The following is a 17,730-nucleotide window of genomic DNA, read 5'->3' as shown; positions in this document are numbered from 1 at the left end:
CACCATTCAGGCAAAACGTGGCGCGCACCAGCCTCCCCCGTGTTTTTCATGGCTATCCACGACGGCTTCGACAAATGCCACGCCCTTCAGCCCGTCATAGGACATCGGCACGTCCCGGCCCTTCGGCTCCGCCTCGCGGCCTTCCGCGCGCGCCCGGATGGCCTCGGCAAAACCCTGATAGAGATTGGAAAAGGCCTCGATATAGCCTTCGGGATGACCGGGAGGGGTCCGTGTGCGGGCGCGGGTCTCCGCCGCAAGATCGTCACGCCCCCGCTTGATGACGCGCGGCGAACCGAACAGTTCCGTGTGAAACAGCTCGTTCGGCTGCTCCTGATGCCAGACGAGACTGCCCGTCTCCCCGAAGACCCGCAGACGCAGGCCATTCGACTGGCCGATCGCCACCTGCGAGGACCAGAGAAGCCCGCGCGCGCCGCCCTCGTAGCGGATCATCACATGGGCGTTGTCGTCAAGCGCGCGGCCATCGACGAAAGTGGCAAGGTCGGCGCTGACGGCGTCCGCCTTGAGGCCCGTGACGAAGCCTGCAAGATGATAGGCATGGGTGCCGATATCGCCGATCGAGCCGCCGCGGCCGTTCTTTTTCGGATCGGTCCGCCACGCCGCCTGCTGGTTGCCCTGAAGCTCGATTCCCGTCGCCATCCATTCGAGCGGATATTCGACCTGGACGACACGGATCTTGCCGATATCGCCGCGCGCCACCATGGCGCGCGCCTCATGCACCATCGGATAACCGCTATAGGTATAGGTGACGCCGAGAAAACGGCCGCTGCTCCTTGCCAGCTCGTGCAGCGCGACGGCATCCTCGAGCGTCGTCGTCATCGGCTTTTCGCAGATCACGTCGATCCCCGCCTCGATGAACGCCCTGGCGATGGGATAATGCGTATGGTTCGGCGTGCAGATCGCCACCACGTCGATGCGGTCCTCACGTCCGCGCTCGCCTTCGACCATGGCCGCATAGTCGTCGTAGGAACGCTCCGGCGCGATGAAGTTTTCGGCCGCGAAGGCATGACCACGCGCGGCGTCGACGTCGAAAGCGCCGGCGACGAGATCGAACTGGTTGTCGAGACGGGCCGCAAAGCGGTGGATGCCGCCGATATAGGCACCGGCGCCGCCGCCGACCATGCCGAGCCGCAGACGCCTGCCGGCGAGCGAAACAGTGCTCAATGGAGCCTCCTCAAATGCCGAGAATTTGCTTGTTGACCGCCCGGTCGGCGCCCGACTTGACGAAATCGTCGAAGGCGCGCTCCGATACCCGGATGATATGATCGCGAATGAAACGCGCCCCTTCGGCCGCACCGTCCTCCGGGTTCTTCAGGCAGCACTCCCATTCCAGAACCGCCCAGCCGTCGAAATCGTAGCCGGTGAGCTTCGCGAAAATCGCGCCGAAATCGACCTGGCCGTCGCCCGGCGAGCGGAAGCGGCCGGCACGGCTGACCCAGGGCTGATAGCCGCCGTAAGCGCCGGTCTTTCCTGTCGGCCGGAATTCGGCGTCCTTGACATGGAAGGTTTTGATCCGCTCGTGATAGTGATCGATATACGTCAGGTAATCGATCGATTGCAGCACGAGATGGCTCGGATCGTACATGATGTTGCAACGCGGATGGTGGTCCACCCGCTCCAGGAACATCTCGAAGGTCAGGCCGTCGTGGAGATCCTCGGTCGGATGGATCTCGTAGCAGACGTCCACCCCTTCCGCGTCGAAAGCGTCGAGGATCGGCCGCCAGCGGCGGGCGAGTTCGTCGAAACCATCGGAAATCAGACCGTCCGGCCATTGCGGATAGGGATAGAGATACGGCCAGAGCAGCGTGCCGCTGAAGGTCGTATGGCGATCGAGACCGAAACGGCGCGAGGCTTTCGCAGCCGCGAGAAGCTGGTTGACCGCCCATTCCTGCCGCGCGGCGGGATTGCGATGGACAACCGCCGGCGCAAAGGAATCGGCCGGCAGGTCGAAGGACGGATGCAAGGCGACAAGCTGACCCTGCAAGTGGCTGGCGAGATCCGTCACTACCAGTCCGTGCCGGGCGAGAATCCCCTTGAACTCATCGACGTAATCCTGGCTTTCGGCTGCCTTTTCGATATCGATGACGCGCCTGTCCCAGGTCGGGATCTGCACGCCTTCGAACCCCTTGCCGGCGGCCCAGCCGGCCAGCCCCTCAAGCGTGTTGAACGGCGCTTCGTCGCCCGCGAACTGGGCGAGGAAGACCGCCGGCCCCTTGATCGTGCGCATGGTTTCCTCCGGACGTTCAGAGCGGGTTGCGCGGGTGCGGCACGCTGTCGTAAGCGCCCCAGATGCCCTGGTCGAAATTGATGATCGCCCCGGTCATCAGCCCGGATTCGGAAGACGCGAGGAAGGCGATGGCGCGCGCCACCTCATCGGGATCGATCAGCCGGCCCTGAGGCTGCTTGGCGGCCGCCTTTTCCAGCCAGTCGTCCGGCTGTCCGTCCTGCGTACGCTGCGTGCGATCCTCGCCTTCCGATGCCATCCAGCCGATATTGAGGCTGTTGACGCGAATGCGATTGCGCAGGACCGCATAGGCCGTGTTGCGCGTGAGCGTATCGAGCGCACCCTTGGAGGCGCAATAGGCCGACAGGAACGGCTGCCCGCCCATCGACGACATCGAGGACACATTGACGATCGCGCCCTCGACGTCGTCGCGCCGGAAGAGCCGGATCGCCTCCTGCATGAGGAAGAAGGGCGCGCGCGTATTGACCGCAAACAGCATGTCGAACAGTTCCGGCGACGTGTCGAGGATATTGCCCCGGTTTGTCGCGCCGGCGACATTGGCGAGAATATCGAGCCGGCCGAACGCCTTGTCGGCCGCGGCGATGACCGCGCGGCAATCCTCCACCTTGCCGAGATCGGCGGCGACGAACACCGCTTTCGTCCCGAGCTTTTCCAGGGCGGCGGCCTGCGCCGCCCCCTTCTCCGCCGACCGGCCGCAGATGACGAGCCCGCCGGCGCCGCGCTCGGCGAAAAGTCGCGCGGTCGCCGCGCCCAGTCCCTGGGTGCCGCCCGTGATGACCGCGATCTTGCCTTCGAATTGTCTGGACATGATTTTCCGCCCGTTTGCCTGATTGGTTCGTGGAGAATGGCCGGCTTAAACGCCGACCCGCTGTTTCGTCCGGCCGCTCTGCTGGTCGGCGGCAGCCGTGTTCACCTCGGCGCGCGCGCTGACCTGCGGGACGCCGACATCCCACCAGGCGTCGCCCGGCGTCCAGGTGAAGGCGTCCGAAACGATGGTGATGACGGTGGTGCGGTCCGTCGTCTGCGCCCATTCGACGGCGTCGCCCAGATCGGCGAGGCTTTCCACATGGCGCGTCAGCGCGCCCATGGCCTCGGCGTGCTTGGCGAAATCGACCGCGAAGGGTTCCTTGACCCGGCAATCCTTGATCAGATTGTTGAAGGATGCGCCGCCCTTGGCGTTCTGAAGCCGGTTGATCACCGCATAGCCGCCATTGTCGCAGACGATGAGGATCATCTTGTGGCCGGAAAGCACGGTCGAGTAGATATCCGAGTTCATCATCATATAGGTGCCGTCGCCGATCATGACGATCGGCGTGCGGGTGGGATCGGCCATGGCCGCGCCCCAGCCGGCCGCGATCTCGTAGCCCATGCAGGAAAAGCCGAATTCGCAGTCGAAGGTGTTCGGCGCCTTGACGCGCCAGTTCTTCATCACCTCGCCCGGCAGGCCGCCGGCGGCGGTGATCAGCAGGTCGCGTTCCCCGGCCCGGGAATTGACGACGCCGACAACCTGGGCATAGGTCGGCACAGGGGCGTTGGTCGGCTTCTGGAAACCGTCGAGCGCCGCATTCCATTTGGCGAATTCCTGCCGGCCCTTCTCGGTCCAGCCGGCATCCGCCTTGTAGTCGCCAAGAGCGGCTTCCAGTTCTTCCACCGTCTCCAGCGCATCGCCGACGACGGCGACGGCGCGGTGCTTGTTGGCGTCCCAGCGCGCCGCATTGATGGCCACGAAGCGGGCGTCAGGCGAAAACGCCGTCCAGGAACCGGTGGTGAAGTCCATCAGCCGCGTGCCGACGGCAAGCACGACATCGGCTTCGGCCGCCAGCGCATTGGCGGACGTCGAACCGACGATGCCGATCGGCCCGACATGGGCGGGATGATCATGCGTGACCGTGCCCTTGCCGGCGATGGTCTCGCAAAGCGGGATGCCATGCTTCTCGGCGAAATCGGCAAGCACGCTTTCCGCGCCGGAATAGCGCACGCCGCCGCCGGAAATGATCAGCGGCCGCTTCGCGCTCTTGAGGACGCTTGCCGCCTCGGCGAGCCGATCCCGGTCGGCGCGCGGACGCGGGACCTTGTGCACGGTCGGCGCAAAGAAGCTCTCGGGATAATCCCAGGCGATTTCCTGCACATCCTGCGGCAGGGCGAGGAAGGCCGGCCCGCAATCGGCCGGATCCAGCATGACGGCGACCGCCTGGGGCAGCGAGCCGATGATCTGCTCGGGATGGGTGATACGGTCCCAGTAGCGCGTGACGGCCTTGAAGGCGTCATTGACGGTCACCGTCGGATTGCCGAAATGCTCGACCTGCTGCATCACCGGATCCGGCCGGCGATTGACGAAACTGTCGCCGGCAAGGAGCAGCACCGGCAAACGGTTGCTATGCGCAACGCCCGCCGCGGTGACCATGTTGAGCGCGCCCGGGCCGATCGAGGAGGTCGCGACCATGATCTGGCGGCGGCGCGTCGCTTTCGCAAACCCGATCGCCGCCAGCGCCATCGACTGTTCGTTCTGCCCGCGCCAGGTCGGCAGCGTGTCCTTCACCGCCTCCAGGGCTTCGGCAAGGCAGGTGACGTTGCCATGGCCGAAAATGGCGAAGACACCGGGAAACAGCGGCTCGCGGCAGCCGTCGATTTCGGTGAACTGGTTGCAGAGATAACGCACCAGGGCCTGAGCCATGGTCAGACGGACAGTGGACATCGATAACCTCCCGTGAGCCGCGCTCCTGTGCCGGCCGATGATAGAAACGATTATTGCGCAATATAGAATACTGCAAGACTTCTTGTAAATACGCTCAGTCCAGCGAGCAGCCCATCCACGCCCCGCCCGCATCGTTGGAGGCGGCGGCCGCTTCGATGAAGCTCACGCCGAGCGCACCATCGAGAACGGTCGGATATTCAAGCAGCCCTTCGGGCAACGTGCGGCCGGCACGGCGCGCCTCGATGGCGATGGCGAATTCCTCATAGAGGTTGCCCCAGGCGTCGCTCAACGCCTCGGGATGGCCGCGCGGCATGTGGACGAAGCGCGCCGCATGCGCGCCTATCCCCGCTCCCTCGCCGCGCGTGAGGATACGCGCGGGCTCGCCGAAGGGACGGAAGTGCAATATCTCCGGTTCCTCCTGATACCACTCCAGCCCCGCTTTTTCCCCAAAGACGCGAAGCCGGATGCCGCAATGGGTGCCGGCTGCGGCTTGCGAGATCATGATCGTTCCCGGAATATCGCCCTCATAACGGACATGCATGAAGGCGGTGTCCTCCAGCGGCTTCGGGGGACCGAGCGTATGGAATTCCGCGCGAACCTGCGTCAGGGGCCGGCCGCAGACGAAGGCGCCCAGATGATGGCAATGCGTGCCGATGTCCCCCGTCGTGAAGGTCGGCCCGACGATGGCGGGATCCACCCGCCATTGCGCCCCCGCGCCGGCCGCCGCCGGCGGCGTCAGCGCCCACTCCTGGAAATATTCGACATGGATCTGCCGGAGTTTGCCGAGCAGGCCCTTGCGGACCATCTCCCGCGCCTGGCGCACCATGGCATAGGCGGCATAGGCATAGGTCACGCCGAAAACAAGACCGGTCTCCTTTTGCCGGCGTACGAGATCGAGCGCATCGGCAAGCGTGGTGGTCAGCGGCTTGTCGCTGATCACGTCGATACCCTTGTCCATGAAGGCGCAGGCGATCGCATGATGGGAATTGTTGGGTGTCGTGATGGCGACCGCGTCGATCCCGTCCGGGCGCGCGGCTTCCCGCTCGGCCATCTCGCGGTAATCGGTATAGGTGCGGTCCTCGGCCAGAAGCCATTCCCGCCCGGAAGCCCGCGCCACGTCGGGGCGGGACGACAGCGCCCCGGCGACCACGTCCCAGCGGTTGGAAAGCCGCGCCCCGCGGGCATGGACCTTGCCGATGAAACTGCCGCGCCCGCCGCCCACGATACCGAGCCGCAAACGGCGCTCCGGCAACGGAAAGACCGCCTTGTCGTCCGATGTCGTCATGTTTTCCCTCCCGATGGCCCGTCAGGAAATTCGGGCTTGCAGAAATCCCATTTCCAGAATTAATATTGAGGAAAAATAAAATTAGCAACTTTTTTTGCATACACGCGATCATATCCCGGAGGACAAGGATGATCAGGATTGCCTTGCTCGGTTGCGGGCGCATTGGAAAAATGCACGCCGCGACCATCGTTCGAGCCGAAAACGCCGAACTTGCCGCCGTCTACGATCCCGTCGGCGCCGCCGCCGACGAGATCGGCCGCCTCTACGACTGCAAGGTCGCGGCCAGCGCCGAGGAGGCCATCGCGCTTGCCGACGCGGTGCTCATCGCCACTTCGACGCCCACCCATGCGGACCTGATCGAAGCGTCGGCCAGCGCCGGAAAGGCGATCTTCTGCGAAAAGCCCATCGATCTTTCGCTGGCCAGAGTGGCAGCCTGCCGCGAGGCGATCAAGGGGTTCGACCGTCCGATCCAGATCGGCTTCAACCGGCGCTTCGATCCCGGTCATCGCGCCGCCCGTGACGCGGCCCGCGCCGGCGAAATCGGCGACTTGCAGCAGGTGGTCATCACCTCCCGCGATCCCGGACTTGCCTCCCGCGATTACCTCAAGGTCTCCGGCGGCATCTTCAAGGACATGACCATTCACGATTTCGATCTCGCCCGCTTCATGCTGGGAGAAGAGCCGATCGAGGTCTTCGCCACCGGAGCCGCGCTTGTCGATCCGACGCTCGCCGAACTCGGCGATATCGATTCCGCGATGGTCGTCCTGCGCACCGAAAGCGGCAAACTCTGCCACATCAACAATTCCCGCGCCGCCGCCTACGGCTATGACCAGCGCGTCGAGCTCTTCGGCTCGAAGGGCATGGTGATCTCCGGCAACCGGCGAGCCCATCACCTCGAGCGCTTCGACGCGACCACGACCGGAGCCGGCGAACCCTATCTCAACTTCTTCGTCGAGCGTTACGCCGAGGCTTTCACCCTCGGGCTCCAATCCTTCCTGCGTTGCGTCGCGGAAAACCGCACGCCGGACGCCACCTTTGAAGACGGCGAGAAATCGCTGGCGCTTGCCGAAGCGGCCAATCGCTCGCTTGCCGAGGGCCGTTTCGTGAAGGTCGCCGAAATCCTCGGTTGAAACGACCGATACCCGCCGCATGGAGAAGTCCGGCGGGTATTTTTCCAGAGCGGTTCCGTTTTTCACAGAATCGGCAGAACCGCTCAATTTCTTTGTTTCAGCCGCATTTCCGGACGCAAAGCCGCTGCACACTTTTGCTGGAAATGCTCTTAGGGTTTTCGCCGTTGCTTGCCGGTTACGGTCGGAATCTGCGGGGCCCCCTTCTTGTCGTCCTGCAACAGGGCGGCAAGCGCCACCGCGATCGCCTGGGTCAGGCACATCGGCGCGGCAAGCGAGCGCGAGAACGAATATTCGTCTTCCGGGATCGTGAAGAGAACGCTGGCGTTCTTGGCAAGCGGCGACAACTGGCTGTCGGTGATCGCCACCAGCGGCGTACCGTTCTGGGCGGCCACGTCGGCGATCGTCACCACTTCCTTGGCATAATGGCGGAAGGCGATGGCGACCAGAACGTCCTTCTTGTTCATCACCTGCGCCATTTCCGAGGCCAGCCCGCCGGCCGGATCGAGGAGAATGACGCGGCATTGCAGCATCGAAAGCACGTAGCGCAGGAATTTCGCGATCGGCTCTGAACGCAACTGGCCGGTGATGAAGATCGTATTGGCGTTCTTGAGCGCGCGTGCGGCCTGCGCGAGGCTTTCCTCGGTCGTCGAATTCAGCAGTTCCTGCAAGGTGGCGATATCGCGCACCACCAGATCATGAAGAAAGCCGAGGTTGCCCTTGCGTTTGGTCTTTTCCAGATCGACATCGAGCGCGCTGATGCGCTCGCGATAACCGGGCGCTGCGGTCGACAGCCGGCTCTGGAAGACGGACTGGAGCTGCTTGAAGCCGGAATAGCCGAAATGCTGCGCGAAGCGCACGAGGATCGAGGGATGCGCGCCGCATTGCTCGGCAATCGCATTGATCGACTGCATCGCCACCACGTTCGGATTCTGCGTGATGAAACGTGCGACCTGCTGGAAGCGATCACTGAGGTTCGGATAGGCTTCCGTGACGAGATTGACGAAAGTCTCGTAATTGGCCGTCCGCGGCGGCGGCTGCTCGGATTGTTTCACCCTGGGCAATATGGTCTCCACTTCCGGATTTCGTTCCCCTTGAAGCCGCTTCGACAGCTCTTACCATCGGCGGCCCAGCATCGGTTCCCCAGTGCAGTATTGCAGAAAGGCAAAAGCTGCAACGGTGAAGCCGAGGAAGCGGAGGAGCCGCGCAGGCGACTGGCGGGGAACTTCCACGAAAGGGTGCGCCCCCAAGGAGGGCGCACCGGTCCGGCACCCCTTAGTAGGGAGCGTCGGGGAAGTAGTATTCAGCGGCGTTGTCCTTGGTGATCAGCGGGCTGCCGAGCACGTAACGGCCGTTGATCGGCGCCTGGGTGGCGTATTTCATCGTCACCAGTTCGATCGCCGGGATGATCAGGGTCGGCGGATAGAAGATATCGGCATCGACCATGTCATGGCCGTCCATCACCAGCTTGATGACCTTGTTCATGCCGGAACCGCCGAGCACCGCCACGTTCTTGCGGTCCGCCTGCTTGATCGCCTCGATCGCGCCGAGCGCCGCATCGTCATCGCCGGCCCATACGCCGTCGATCTCGGGAAAGCGTTGCAGATAGTCCTGCATCACCTCGAAACCCTTGTCCGGGTTCCAGTTGGCATATTGCATGTCGAGCACTTCGATCTTCGTATCCTTCAGCGCCTCGTTGAAGGCCTCGATGCGGATATTGTCGATGGCTGTCGGAATGCCACGCATCACGACGATCTTGCCGCCGTCGGGGAATTTCCCCTTGAAGTATTCGGCGGCGGCCGTGCCATATTGCGGATTGTCGCCGCCGACATAGAGATCCTCGATCCCTTCCTCGGCAAGCCCGCGGTCGACGGTGGCGATAAAGACGCCCTTGGCCTTGGCGGCCTTGACCGGCTCCGTCAGCGGATCCGATTCGAAGGGCAGGACGACGAGCGCGTTGATGTTGCGGGCGAGCAGGTCCTCGATGTCATTGACCTGCTGCGTGGCGCTCGACGACGTCGCCAGGACGAAATCGACATTCGGGAAAGCTTCCTTCATGCGGTCGATCGTCCGCTTGGTGTGATAGTTGAGGCCGCCCGTCCATCCGTGCGTGGCCGCAGGGATCGAAACGCCGATAAGGGCGTCGGCTGCAAGAGAGGGCGTCGCCCAGCCGCCGATGGCGAGCGCCCCCGCGGCTACGATTGCTTTCATTTTGTCAAACACTGCACTTCCTCCGGTTGAACATGCAAAAAGGGAAATCGGCATCCCGCTCAATCCTGCAAACGGTCCCGTTGCAGAAGAACGGCGATGATGATGATCGCGCCCTGGAACGCGCCGTTGAGATAGGGGCTGACGAAGCCCGTCAGGTTGAGAATGTTGCCGATGAAGCCGAGGATCAGAACCCCGACGATGGTGCCCCAGATCCGGCCGAAGCCGCCGCTCAGCGCCGTTCCGCCGATGATGACGGCCGCGATGGCCTCCAGTTCCCACATCAGCCCGGTGGAAGGCGTGGCCGCGCCGAGGCGAGGCACATAGATGACCGTGGCGATGGCGACGCAGACACCCTGGATCACATAGGTCAGGATGCGGACGCGGTTGACGGGAATGGCCGAATAGCGCGCGACGTGGCGACTGGAGCCGATGGCGGCGACATGGCGGCCGAAACGCATGCGGCGCAACGCCAGTTCGCCGATGACGGCGATCGCCAGAAGCACCAGGATCGGCACGGCGATACCGAAGACCTGTCCGTAATAGATCGGCCGCGCGGCATCGCGCAACGAGAAGTCGAGCGAGATGGAACCGCCATCGGCAAGCCAGGTGAGGAGAGAGCGGAAAATACCCATCGCGCCCAGGGTGACGATGAAGGCCTCGACCCGCCCTTTCACGATCATCACCCCGTTCAGCAGACCGGCGGCCGCGCCGAGGAGCAGGGAAAAGGCGATGCCGACCGCAATCAGCATCCAGTTGGCGCCGAGCGCCTGTGCTGCGGCATTGAGGAAGAGGATCGTCACGCCGGCGACGAGCGCCGAAAGCGACCCGACCGACAGGTCCAGTCCGCCCGCCGTGATGACGAAGGTGGCGCCAACCGCGATGATCCCGATAATTGCGCTGCGGGTGAAAACGTTCGAGAGATTTTCCGCGCCGAGAAAACTATCGCTCATCAGCGAACCGATGACCATCAGCAGGATAAGCGCAATCAGCGGGCCGGTCGATTCCAGAAACCCGACGAGATTGCGGGCCGGGGCGGCGGCTCCGCCTTCGGCGGGCCTTGCGGTGACGTCGGACATTAGCTTGCCTCCTCGTGCAGGCCCATCGCAAAGCGGATGATTTCATTTTCGCTGATGGCGTTTCCGGTCAGTTCGCCCGTTATGCGCCCGCGGCGCATGACGAGAACGCGATCCGAAAGGCCGACGATTTCCTGCATTTCCGACGAGATCACCACCACCGCCTTGCCGGCGGCGGCCAGCGAGGCGACGATCTCGTAAATCTGCTGTTTTGCGCCGATGTCGACGCCGCGCGTCGGCTCGTCGAAGACGACGAGATCCGGCTCGATGGCCAGCGTCTTGGCGATCAGCACCTTCTGCTGGTTGCCGCCGCTCAGCGCGCCGACGGATGTGTCGAGACGGCCGGCGCGAATATCGTAGCGCTCCACCGCAGCCTCGAGATCGCGGCGTTCCCCCGGAAAATCGATCCAGGCCGCGCCGGAAATCGCACCGCGCGTCAGCGCCACATTCTCGGCCAGGGACTTGCCGAGCAGCAGCCCCTTGCCCTTGCGATCCTCGGTCAGATAGGCGAGCCGCAGGCCCCATGCCTCGCGGGCCGACGGCAGGCGCCTTGCCTGTCCGCGAAGGGCGAAGCTGCGGCAGCGGGCCGGCCGCAGGCCGAGCAGCGCCTCGAAGAGTTCCGTTCGCCCCGAGCCGACGAGGCCGGAAATCCCGAGCACCTCACCGCCGCGGATCGTCAGGGTCGCATCGGTGACCGTCCCGGGCGAGGTCAGCCCCTCGACGACGACGATCGGCACACCCTCCCCCGCGCCCCGGCGGGGCGGATAGATTTCCGACAGCGGCCGGCCGACCATCGATTCCGCCATCTCGTGCTCGGAAATATCCGCCGCCTTCTCCACACGCACGATCTGCCCGTCCCGCAGCACGGCGATCCGGTCGGCGATCGCCTTCACCTCATCGAGACGATGGGAGGTGAAGATGACCGCCCCGCCCGCCTGCCGGAAGGCGCGAACCCGCGCAAAAAGCTGATCGGCCTCCCGGGCCGACAGGACCGCGGTGGGCTCATCCATGAGAATGAGCTTCGGCCGGCGGGCAAAAGCCTTGGCCAGTTCGATCATCTGCCAGTCCGAGACCGGAAGGTCGCGCAGTCGCGCGCGCACCGGCGCGGACGAGCCGAGTTCGCCGAGGAGCCGGCGTGCATCCGCTTCCATCGCCTTGCGGTCGATGAAAAGACCGCGCACCGGCTCCCGCCCGAGAAACACGTTCTCCGCGACGGTCAGATGCGGGGCGAGGCAGAACTCCTGATGCACCATGACGATGCCCGCCTCTTCCGCCGCCTCCAGCGTGACGGGCGCGGGCTTGCCTTCGAGGAGGACGTGGCCGGCGGTCGGCGCGGCAAGGCCTGCGGCGATCCGCATCAGGGTGGATTTCCCGGCGCCGTTTTCACCGACCAGCGCCAGGACCTCGCCGGGCTCGACGACAAGGTCTATCCCTTTCAGAACGGGCACCTTGCCGTAGGATTTGGCGATCGCGTGGAAGGCCAGCAGGCTCATGGCGTCAGCCCTCTCCCACCGGCAGCGGGCGCGGCGCGATCTCCGCGCGGTTGACGATCAGCGCCGGATCCAGCGTTCCCTTGAAATGATCGAGGATATTGCTGGCGGCGGCGATCGCCATGCGTCGCGCGCAGGCTTCCGTCAGGCCGGCATTGTGCGGCGAAAGCACAACCCTTTCGCAACCGAGCAGCGGATCGTCAGGGCGTGGCGGCTCATCCGCCAGCACATCGAGACCGGCAGCCGCAAGACGCCCGCCGTCGAGCGCGGCGACAAGCGCCGTCTCGTCGATCAGCCCGCCCCGTGCGGTATTCACCAGAATGGCCGAGGGCTTCATGACGGCAAGTTCCGCCGCACCGATCAGAGGCCCCGCCCCGAGTTTCGGCGCGTGCAGCGAAACCACATCGGCCTGGCGCAGGCCATCGAGCAGATTTTCGACCGGGAAGACGCCCGCCGCACGGATGACCTGCGGATCGAGGAACTTGTCGTAGGCGATGACCGTCATGCCGAGGGCGGTCGCGATTTCCGCCAGCCGGCGGCCGATCCGGCCGAAACCCACCACCAGCAGCGTGCTTCCGTCGATCTCGTCGGCATCGAGGCTGTTGCGATAATTCCAGTCGCCGGCGCGCATCTTCCTGTCGAAGAGCAGCGTCCGCCGCGCGGCCGCCAGCATCAGCATCACCGCATGTTCCGCGACGGCGCGCGAATTGACGTCACCAACCACGGCAAGCGGGATCTTGCGTTCGTTCAATGCGGCGATATCGACCGAATCGTACCCCACCCCATGGCGCGAGACGATCCGGAGGCGGGGCGCTCCCGCGATATGCGAGGACGTCAGCGGCTGGGTGCGGATGAGCAGCGCATCGGCGTTGGCCAGATAGGGACGATAGCTTTCGGAGGAAACCTCCTCGACATAATCAAGCTCGACGCCTGGCGCATTCCTGAGGACGGCGAGGCCATCGGCGTGGATCTTTCCCGCGACAAGGATCCTCGGCATTCAGTATCCTCCCGAATCCATCCTGTCGGCGGGCTCCACGTCCTCGACGAGCCGGCGGAACTCCCGCACGCTCGCATCGGCCGCCCCCGCAAGCAGGCGAACGTCGTTCGAAACCGTGACGAGATCGAAGCCCCAGCCGACCGCTTCCGCGGCATAGGCGGCCGTTCCGTTATGAAGCGCCGCGCGCTTGCCGGCCTTGTGGGCCTCCGTGAGGATCCGCTTGATGGCGTCGAGCAGTTCCGGCTCCTTGCGATCGAAACCGGGCGCATAACGCCTGCCCTGAAGACCGAGCGTCAGGTCGGCCGGCCCGATATAGACGCCGTCCAGTCCCGGCGTGGCGAGAATGTCCTCGAGGTTCTCGAACGCCTGCGCCGTCTCGATCATCGCCAGGCAGATGATTTCGTCGTCGGCTTCGGCGGCATATCCCGCTCCGGCGGAAAACAGCGCCCGGCTCGGGCCGAAGCTGCGAACGCCGGTCGGCGGATAACGGACATAGGAGACAAGCCGCTCCGCCTCGGCGCGGGTGTTGATCATCGGGCAGATCACGCCATAGGCGCCGGCGTCGAGCGCCTTCATGATATCGGCCGGATCGAGCCATGGCACGCGCACCAGCGGCGTCACGCCGCTTACCCGCATCGCCTGAAGCATCGGAACTGCGCCGTCATAGCCGACGATGCCGTGCTGCATGTCGATGGTGACGGAATCATAGCCCTGGGCGGCCATGATCTCGGCGCTGAAGGAATTGGCGATGGACAGCCAGCCGTTGAGCACCGGCTTGCCCTCGGCCCAGCGGAGCTTGACACCGTTCTTGATCATGAAAGCCTCCTCAGACGGTCATTTGCGCAAGTTTGACGTTGGAATAGTCGAGGATGCCTTCCGTACCGCCCTCACGGCCCATTCCGCTCGCCTTGATACCGCCGAAGGGCGCTTCCGCAGCGGCAAGCGCAAAACTGTTGACGCCGACCATTCCCGCTTCCAGCCGTTCCGCCGCCTCGCGGGCGCGACCGGCATCCCGGGTGAAGACATAGGCGGAAAGGCCCATTTCGGAGGCATTGGCGCGCTCGAAGACATCATCGGCGTGCGAGAACCGCGTGATGGCCGCGATGGGACCGAAATTCTCCTCGGCAAGCGCCTTTGCATCGTCCGGCAGGCCGGAAATAACCGTCGGCTCGAAGAAGAAGCCGGCGTTCATTTCCGCCGGCCGCCGGCCGCCGGCAAGAATCCGGCCGCCCCGATCGTCCGCATCGGCGATGATGTCCTCGATGGCGGCAATGCGTCGCTCGTTGATCAACGGCCCCATCTGCGTCGCCGCGTCGAGGCCGTGGCCGAGTTTCAGGGCGCGGGCGCGGGCGGCAAAGCCCTCGGCGAAGCGGTCGTGCAGCGCTTCATGCACATAGAAGCGATCCGGCGTGACGCAGACCTGCCCGGCATTGGCGTATTTGGTGGGAACGGCAAGATCGAGCGCCCGATCGAGATCGGCGTCCTCGAACACGATCATCGGCGCGTTGCCGCCAAGCTCCATGCTGACGCGCTTCACCGTTTCGGCGCTGTCGCGGATCATCTGCTGGCCGACGCGGGTGGAGCCCGTCAGCGAGACCTTGCGCACCACCGGCGAAGCCATGATCGGCTGGTAGGTATTGGCAGTGGGGCCGATGAGAAGATTGGCGACGCCCGCCGGCACGCCGGCCTCCCGCAGGCAGTCGAACAGGATCATTGCGACGCCGGGAACCTCGACGGAGGGCCGGACGATCACCGCGCAGCCGGCGGCAAGTGCCGGCGCGACCTTCCGCGCGATGAGCGCGGCCGGAAAATTCCACGCGGTGAAGGCGGCCACGACGCCCACCGGCTCATGGGAAACCTCAAGCCGGCCGCCGGGAGCCCGGCTTTCGACGATGCGCCCGTAGATGCGGCGCGCCTCCTCGCCATACCAGCGGAACTGGTCGACGGCGAGGCTCCATTCGCGGCCGGACTGGGCGAGGGGCTTGCCGGTCTCCAGCGTGATCCGCCGGGCGGCTTCGTCGCTGCGGGCGGTCATCACGTCGGCGATCCTGTGCAGCGTGTCGGCGCGCGTCCAGGCGGCAGTCTTCCTCCAGTCGCCAAACGCCCGTTCGGCCGCGGCGATGGCGCGCTGCGTATCCGCGACGGTGGCAACCGGGACGGTTCCCAGAACCTCGCCGCTGGCCGGATCGACGACGTCCGTCGACGTGGCTCCGGCCGGCCCCGACCACGCACCCTCGATGAACAAACCGTATGAGCCGTACATATCGTCTCCTCCGCGCAGGCACGGATCGCCGCGTCCCGCAAGAATATTTTCCGAAGTAAATTGAAAGCAATTTTTATTGCAAGTCAAGGGTATTCCGCAACGCTTTCACGGGATATCCGCTCCCCGCCTGCCTCAGACCGGCCGCGCCGGCAGTTCGAGCCGGGTCCGTTGCCGGGTCGCCAGCGCCTCGACGATCTGTTCGGCAAGGCAGGTCGCCACCAGCCCGTCCCAGGCTGTGGACCGGTCGGCAGGAAGGACCCCCGAGCGGATGCCATCGATCCAGGCCTGGTTCTGGATGCGATAGGCGTCGCGGAAGCGCGGAATCCAGTTGAGCGGAAAATATCCCGCCTCCGCGCCATTAAGGCGGGTGCGGGTCAATCCCTGATGCGCCATCGATACGGTTCCATTCGCACAGGCCGCCTCGGCATGGACGTGATAGCCGTAGGCCGCGTTCATGAAGACCTCGACGGAGACGAGGCTGCCGGTCTCCGTTTCGAAAACGAACAAGGCCGGATCGCTCATCCCGCCCTCTTCCGAGGGGCAGGGGATGACGGTCACGGCGCTATATTCCGTCGACAGCAGCCAACGGCAGATATCGATCTCGTGGACCAGCGAATTGGTGACGGCCATCGCCCCGGTGAACCACGCCGGCGCCGCCGCATTGCGATGCTGGCAATGCAGGATGCGAACGCGGCCGAGTTCACCACCATCCAGCGCGGCCTTCATCTCGCGATAGGCCGGATCGAAGCGACGCATGAACCCCGTCTGGACGAGTTCACGACCGGCCCGGGCCTCGGCGGCGACAATCTCCAGGCATTCGGCGGTATTGGATGCGAGGGGCTTTTCGCAGAGCACCGGTTTTCCGGCGGCAATGGCCGCCAGCACCAGCCGGTGGTGGGTGGCATCCGGCGAGGCGATCAGCACCGCCTCGACATCGGCGGCGGCAATCAGCGCCTCGGCATCCGTTGTCGCCATCGCGCCGCCGGCCGCCGCCCGCGCCCGCGACAGGTCCGCATCCGCAACCGCGACCAGCCGTGCCCCGGAAACCTCCGAAGCCAGAAGGCGCGCATGTTCCGCCCCCATCACACCGGCGCCGATGACGCCCACTCCAACCGTTGTCATGCCCTGCTCCTTCCTGACCCTTGCATCTGCCTGCGTCACCTGCGCCCGTCAGGCGTCTGCCACATCCAGCCATGCGCCTTGCCGCGACGACGCCTGGATTGTTTCCACCAGCGTCTGGATACGCAAGCCCGCGCGGAAGTTGAACGGCTCCGGCCGGAGACCGGCGATCGCCTCCAGATAGCCGGCAACCTCGATCGCCTTGAGATCATTGAAACCGAGCTGGTGACCGGGTGCGACGCAGAACCGGCCATAAGGCGCATGATCCGGACCGGCCTCGATACGGCGGAAGCCCTGCCGGCCTTTCGCGTCGGCGGCCGAATAGAAATGCAGTTCGTTGAAGCGCTCCTGCGAGAAAGCCAGCGCTCCCTTAGTCCCATAGACCTCGAAGTCGTGCTGCATTTTGCGGCCTGTGGCGATCCAGTTGCCCTCGATCGATCCTGTCGCACCATTCGCAAAGCGCAGAAAGGCGCGGCCGACATCGTCCGTCATCACCGGCCGCGCCCCGCCTTTTCCGTCCGGCCGGCTGGCGATCATCGTGACGCAATCACCCATGACCCGGGTGATCGGCCCCAACAGGAATTCCGCAGTCGCAAGCGCATGACTGCCGATATCGGCAAGCGCCCCGCCGCCGGCCGGGTCGTGCCGGAACGTGAAGGGCGCATCCGCGTCGGCCATGTAATCCTCCGCATGGAGACCGCGATAGCCGCGGATCTCGCCAAGCTCGCCGCCGGCGATCATCTCTTTTGCAAGGGTCAGCATCGGGTTGCAGAGATAGTTGAAGCCGACCTGGGTCCTGATCCCTGCCCTTTCCGCGGCCTCGGCCATCTCGCGCGCGTCCACGGCAAGCGGCGCAAGCGGCTTTTCGCAATAGACATGCTTTCCGGCGGCGATGGCGGCAAGCGCCATTTCCTTGTGCAGCGCGTTGGGCGCGGTGATATCGACGACGTCGATGGATGGATCCGCCACCATCTGCCGCCAGTCATCGGTGGCGCGCGCGAAGCCGAAAGCAGCGCGGGCCGCCTCCGCATGGGCCATCGTCACATCGGCGATACAGGCCAGTTCAACCTCGTAAGGCAGATCGAAGACACGCTGCGCGGCCGCGAAGCCGAAGATATGCGTCTTGCCCATGAAGCCGGAGCCGATGAGGCCAAGGCGGAGCGTCTTTTTCATGTGTTGTCCCCGGATAGGATGCGGATGTTCGGAT

At 64.8% G+C, this 17,730-nt stretch carries 15 protein-coding genes; 1 reads left to right on the top strand and 14 read right to left on the bottom strand.

Annotated elements, in window-relative coordinates; translation table 11 throughout:
- Positions 1–6: 6 nt before the first annotated feature.
- The 5 genes from KYK29_RS06770 to KYK29_RS06750 all read right to left on the bottom strand — a co-directional run bounded on the left by KYK29_RS06770 (position 7) and on the right by KYK29_RS06750 (position 6,243).
- Complete coding sequence (locus KYK29_RS06770) at positions 7–1,140, bottom strand: Gfo/Idh/MocA family protein (RefSeq protein ID WP_254690847.1); 1,134 nt, start codon at positions 1,138–1,140, stop codon at positions 7–9.
- Between the two features lie 52 nt (positions 1,141–1,192).
- The gene (locus KYK29_RS06765) at positions 1,193–2,245 is read right to left on the bottom strand and encodes a sugar phosphate isomerase/epimerase family protein (protein WP_254690137.1); all 1,053 of its coding nucleotides are present in this window, start codon (positions 2,243–2,245) and stop codon (positions 1,193–1,195) included.
- Between the two features lie 16 nt (positions 2,246–2,261).
- The gene (locus KYK29_RS06760) at positions 2,262–3,071 is read right to left on the bottom strand and encodes an SDR family oxidoreductase (protein WP_254690136.1); all 810 of its coding nucleotides are present in this window, start codon (positions 3,069–3,071) and stop codon (positions 2,262–2,264) included.
- A 45-nt stretch (positions 3,072–3,116) separates the two neighbouring features.
- Positions 3,117–4,958, bottom strand: coding sequence for a 3D-(3,5/4)-trihydroxycyclohexane-1,2-dione acylhydrolase (decyclizing) (iolD, locus tag KYK29_RS06755; protein ID WP_254690135.1), 1,842 nt, complete (start codon positions 4,956–4,958; stop codon positions 3,117–3,119).
- Positions 4,959–5,052: 94 nt separating this feature from the next.
- Complete coding sequence (locus tag KYK29_RS06750) at positions 5,053–6,243, bottom strand: Gfo/Idh/MocA family protein (protein ID WP_254690134.1); 1,191 nt, start codon at positions 6,241–6,243, stop codon at positions 5,053–5,055.
- Positions 6,244–6,371: 128 nt separating this feature from the next.
- On the opposite strand from KYK29_RS06750, the gene iolG reads away from it, so the two are divergent.
- On the top strand, positions 6,372–7,373 hold the full coding sequence (iolG, locus tag KYK29_RS06745) for an inositol 2-dehydrogenase (RefSeq protein ID WP_254690133.1): 1,002 nt from the start codon (positions 6,372–6,374) through the stop codon (positions 7,371–7,373).
- A gap of 149 nt (positions 7,374–7,522) precedes the next feature.
- Here the strand turns inward: iolG and KYK29_RS06740 are convergent, their stop codons facing one another.
- From KYK29_RS06740 to KYK29_RS06700, 9 genes are all read right to left on the bottom strand, one after another.
- Positions 7,523–8,425: a MurR/RpiR family transcriptional regulator gene (locus KYK29_RS06740; RefSeq protein WP_254690846.1), complete on the bottom strand. Its 903-nt coding sequence runs from the start codon at positions 8,423–8,425 to the stop codon at positions 7,523–7,525.
- 220 nt (positions 8,426–8,645) lie between these two features.
- Positions 8,646–9,593, bottom strand: coding sequence for a substrate-binding domain-containing protein (locus tag KYK29_RS06735; RefSeq protein ID WP_254690132.1), 948 nt, complete (start codon positions 9,591–9,593; stop codon positions 8,646–8,648).
- A 47-nt stretch (positions 9,594–9,640) separates the two neighbouring features.
- Positions 9,641–10,657, bottom strand: coding sequence for an ABC transporter permease (locus tag KYK29_RS06730; RefSeq protein ID WP_254690131.1), 1,017 nt, complete (start codon positions 10,655–10,657; stop codon positions 9,641–9,643).
- A complete protein-coding gene (locus KYK29_RS06725; RefSeq protein WP_254690130.1) occupies positions 10,657–12,147 on the bottom strand; it encodes a sugar ABC transporter ATP-binding protein in 1,491 nt (496 codons plus the stop codon). The genes KYK29_RS06730 and KYK29_RS06725 overlap by 1 nt, the downstream gene beginning before the upstream one ends.
- Before the next feature lie 4 nt (positions 12,148–12,151).
- Positions 12,152–13,141, bottom strand: a complete 990-nt coding sequence (locus KYK29_RS06720) for a hydroxyacid dehydrogenase (RefSeq protein WP_254690129.1) — start codon at positions 13,139–13,141, stop codon at positions 12,152–12,154.
- Entirely contained in the window at positions 13,142–13,957 is an 816-nt protein-coding gene (locus KYK29_RS06715) for an HpcH/HpaI aldolase family protein (protein WP_254690128.1), read from the bottom strand.
- Between the two features lie 10 nt (positions 13,958–13,967).
- The gene (locus KYK29_RS06710) at positions 13,968–15,404 is read right to left on the bottom strand and encodes an NAD-dependent succinate-semialdehyde dehydrogenase (protein ID WP_254690127.1); all 1,437 of its coding nucleotides are present in this window, start codon (positions 15,402–15,404) and stop codon (positions 13,968–13,970) included.
- 132 nt (positions 15,405–15,536) lie between these two features.
- On the bottom strand, positions 15,537–16,526 hold the full coding sequence (locus KYK29_RS06705) for a Gfo/Idh/MocA family protein (protein ID WP_254690126.1): 990 nt from the start codon (positions 16,524–16,526) through the stop codon (positions 15,537–15,539).
- Between the two features lie 48 nt (positions 16,527–16,574).
- The gene (locus tag KYK29_RS06700; RefSeq protein ID WP_254690125.1) at positions 16,575–17,696 is read right to left on the bottom strand and encodes a Gfo/Idh/MocA family protein; all 1,122 of its coding nucleotides are present in this window, start codon (positions 17,694–17,696) and stop codon (positions 16,575–16,577) included.
- Between the last annotated feature and the right edge of the window lie 34 nt (positions 17,697–17,730).

This window comes from Shinella daejeonensis (assembly GCF_024281235.1).
GTDB classification, from domain to species: domain Bacteria; phylum Pseudomonadota; class Alphaproteobacteria; order Rhizobiales; family Rhizobiaceae; genus Shinella; species Shinella daejeonensis.
The sequence above is the reverse complement of the archived record's forward strand: the minus strand, read 5'-3'. Positions and strand labels throughout refer to the sequence as shown.

What these genes read in the sequence shown, in the direction of transcription:
- KYK29_RS06725 (WP_254690130.1), bottom strand. Translation starts at nt 12,147, where the DNA reads ATGAGCCTGCTGGCCTTCCACGCGATCGCCAAATCCTACGGCAAGGTG.
- KYK29_RS06700 (WP_254690125.1), bottom strand. Translation starts at nt 17,696, where the DNA reads ATGAAAAAGACGCTCCGCCTTGGCCTCATCGGCTCCGGCTTCATGGGC.
- iolG (WP_254690133.1), top strand. Translation starts at nt 6,372, where the DNA reads ATGATCAGGATTGCCTTGCTCGGTTGCGGGCGCATTGGAAAAATGCAC.
- KYK29_RS06715 (WP_254690128.1), bottom strand. Translation starts at nt 13,957, where the DNA reads ATGATCAAGAACGGTGTCAAGCTCCGCTGGGCCGAGGGCAAGCCGGTG.
- KYK29_RS06705 (WP_254690126.1), bottom strand. Translation starts at nt 16,526, where the DNA reads ATGACAACGGTTGGAGTGGGCGTCATCGGCGCCGGTGTGATGGGGGCG.
- KYK29_RS06750 (WP_254690134.1), bottom strand. Translation starts at nt 6,243, where the DNA reads ATGACGACATCGGACGACAAGGCGGTCTTTCCGTTGCCGGAGCGCCGT.
- KYK29_RS06765 (WP_254690137.1), bottom strand. Translation starts at nt 2,245, where the DNA reads ATGCGCACGATCAAGGGGCCGGCGGTCTTCCTCGCCCAGTTCGCGGGC.
- KYK29_RS06710 (WP_254690127.1), bottom strand. Translation starts at nt 15,404, where the DNA reads ATGTACGGCTCATACGGTTTGTTCATCGAGGGTGCGTGGTCGGGGCCG.
- iolD (WP_254690135.1), bottom strand. Translation starts at nt 4,958, where the DNA reads ATGTCCACTGTCCGTCTGACCATGGCTCAGGCCCTGGTGCGTTATCTC.
- KYK29_RS06760 (WP_254690136.1), bottom strand. Translation starts at nt 3,071, where the DNA reads ATGTCCAGACAATTCGAAGGCAAGATCGCGGTCATCACGGGCGGCACC.
- KYK29_RS06730 (WP_254690131.1), bottom strand. Translation starts at nt 10,657, where the DNA reads ATGTCCGACGTCACCGCAAGGCCCGCCGAAGGCGGAGCCGCCGCCCCG.
- KYK29_RS06720 (WP_254690129.1), bottom strand. Translation starts at nt 13,141, where the DNA reads ATGCCGAGGATCCTTGTCGCGGGAAAGATCCACGCCGATGGCCTCGCC.
- KYK29_RS06770 (WP_254690847.1), bottom strand. Translation starts at nt 1,140, where the DNA reads ATGGTCGGCGGCGGCGCCGGTGCCTATATCGGCGGCATCCACCGCTTT.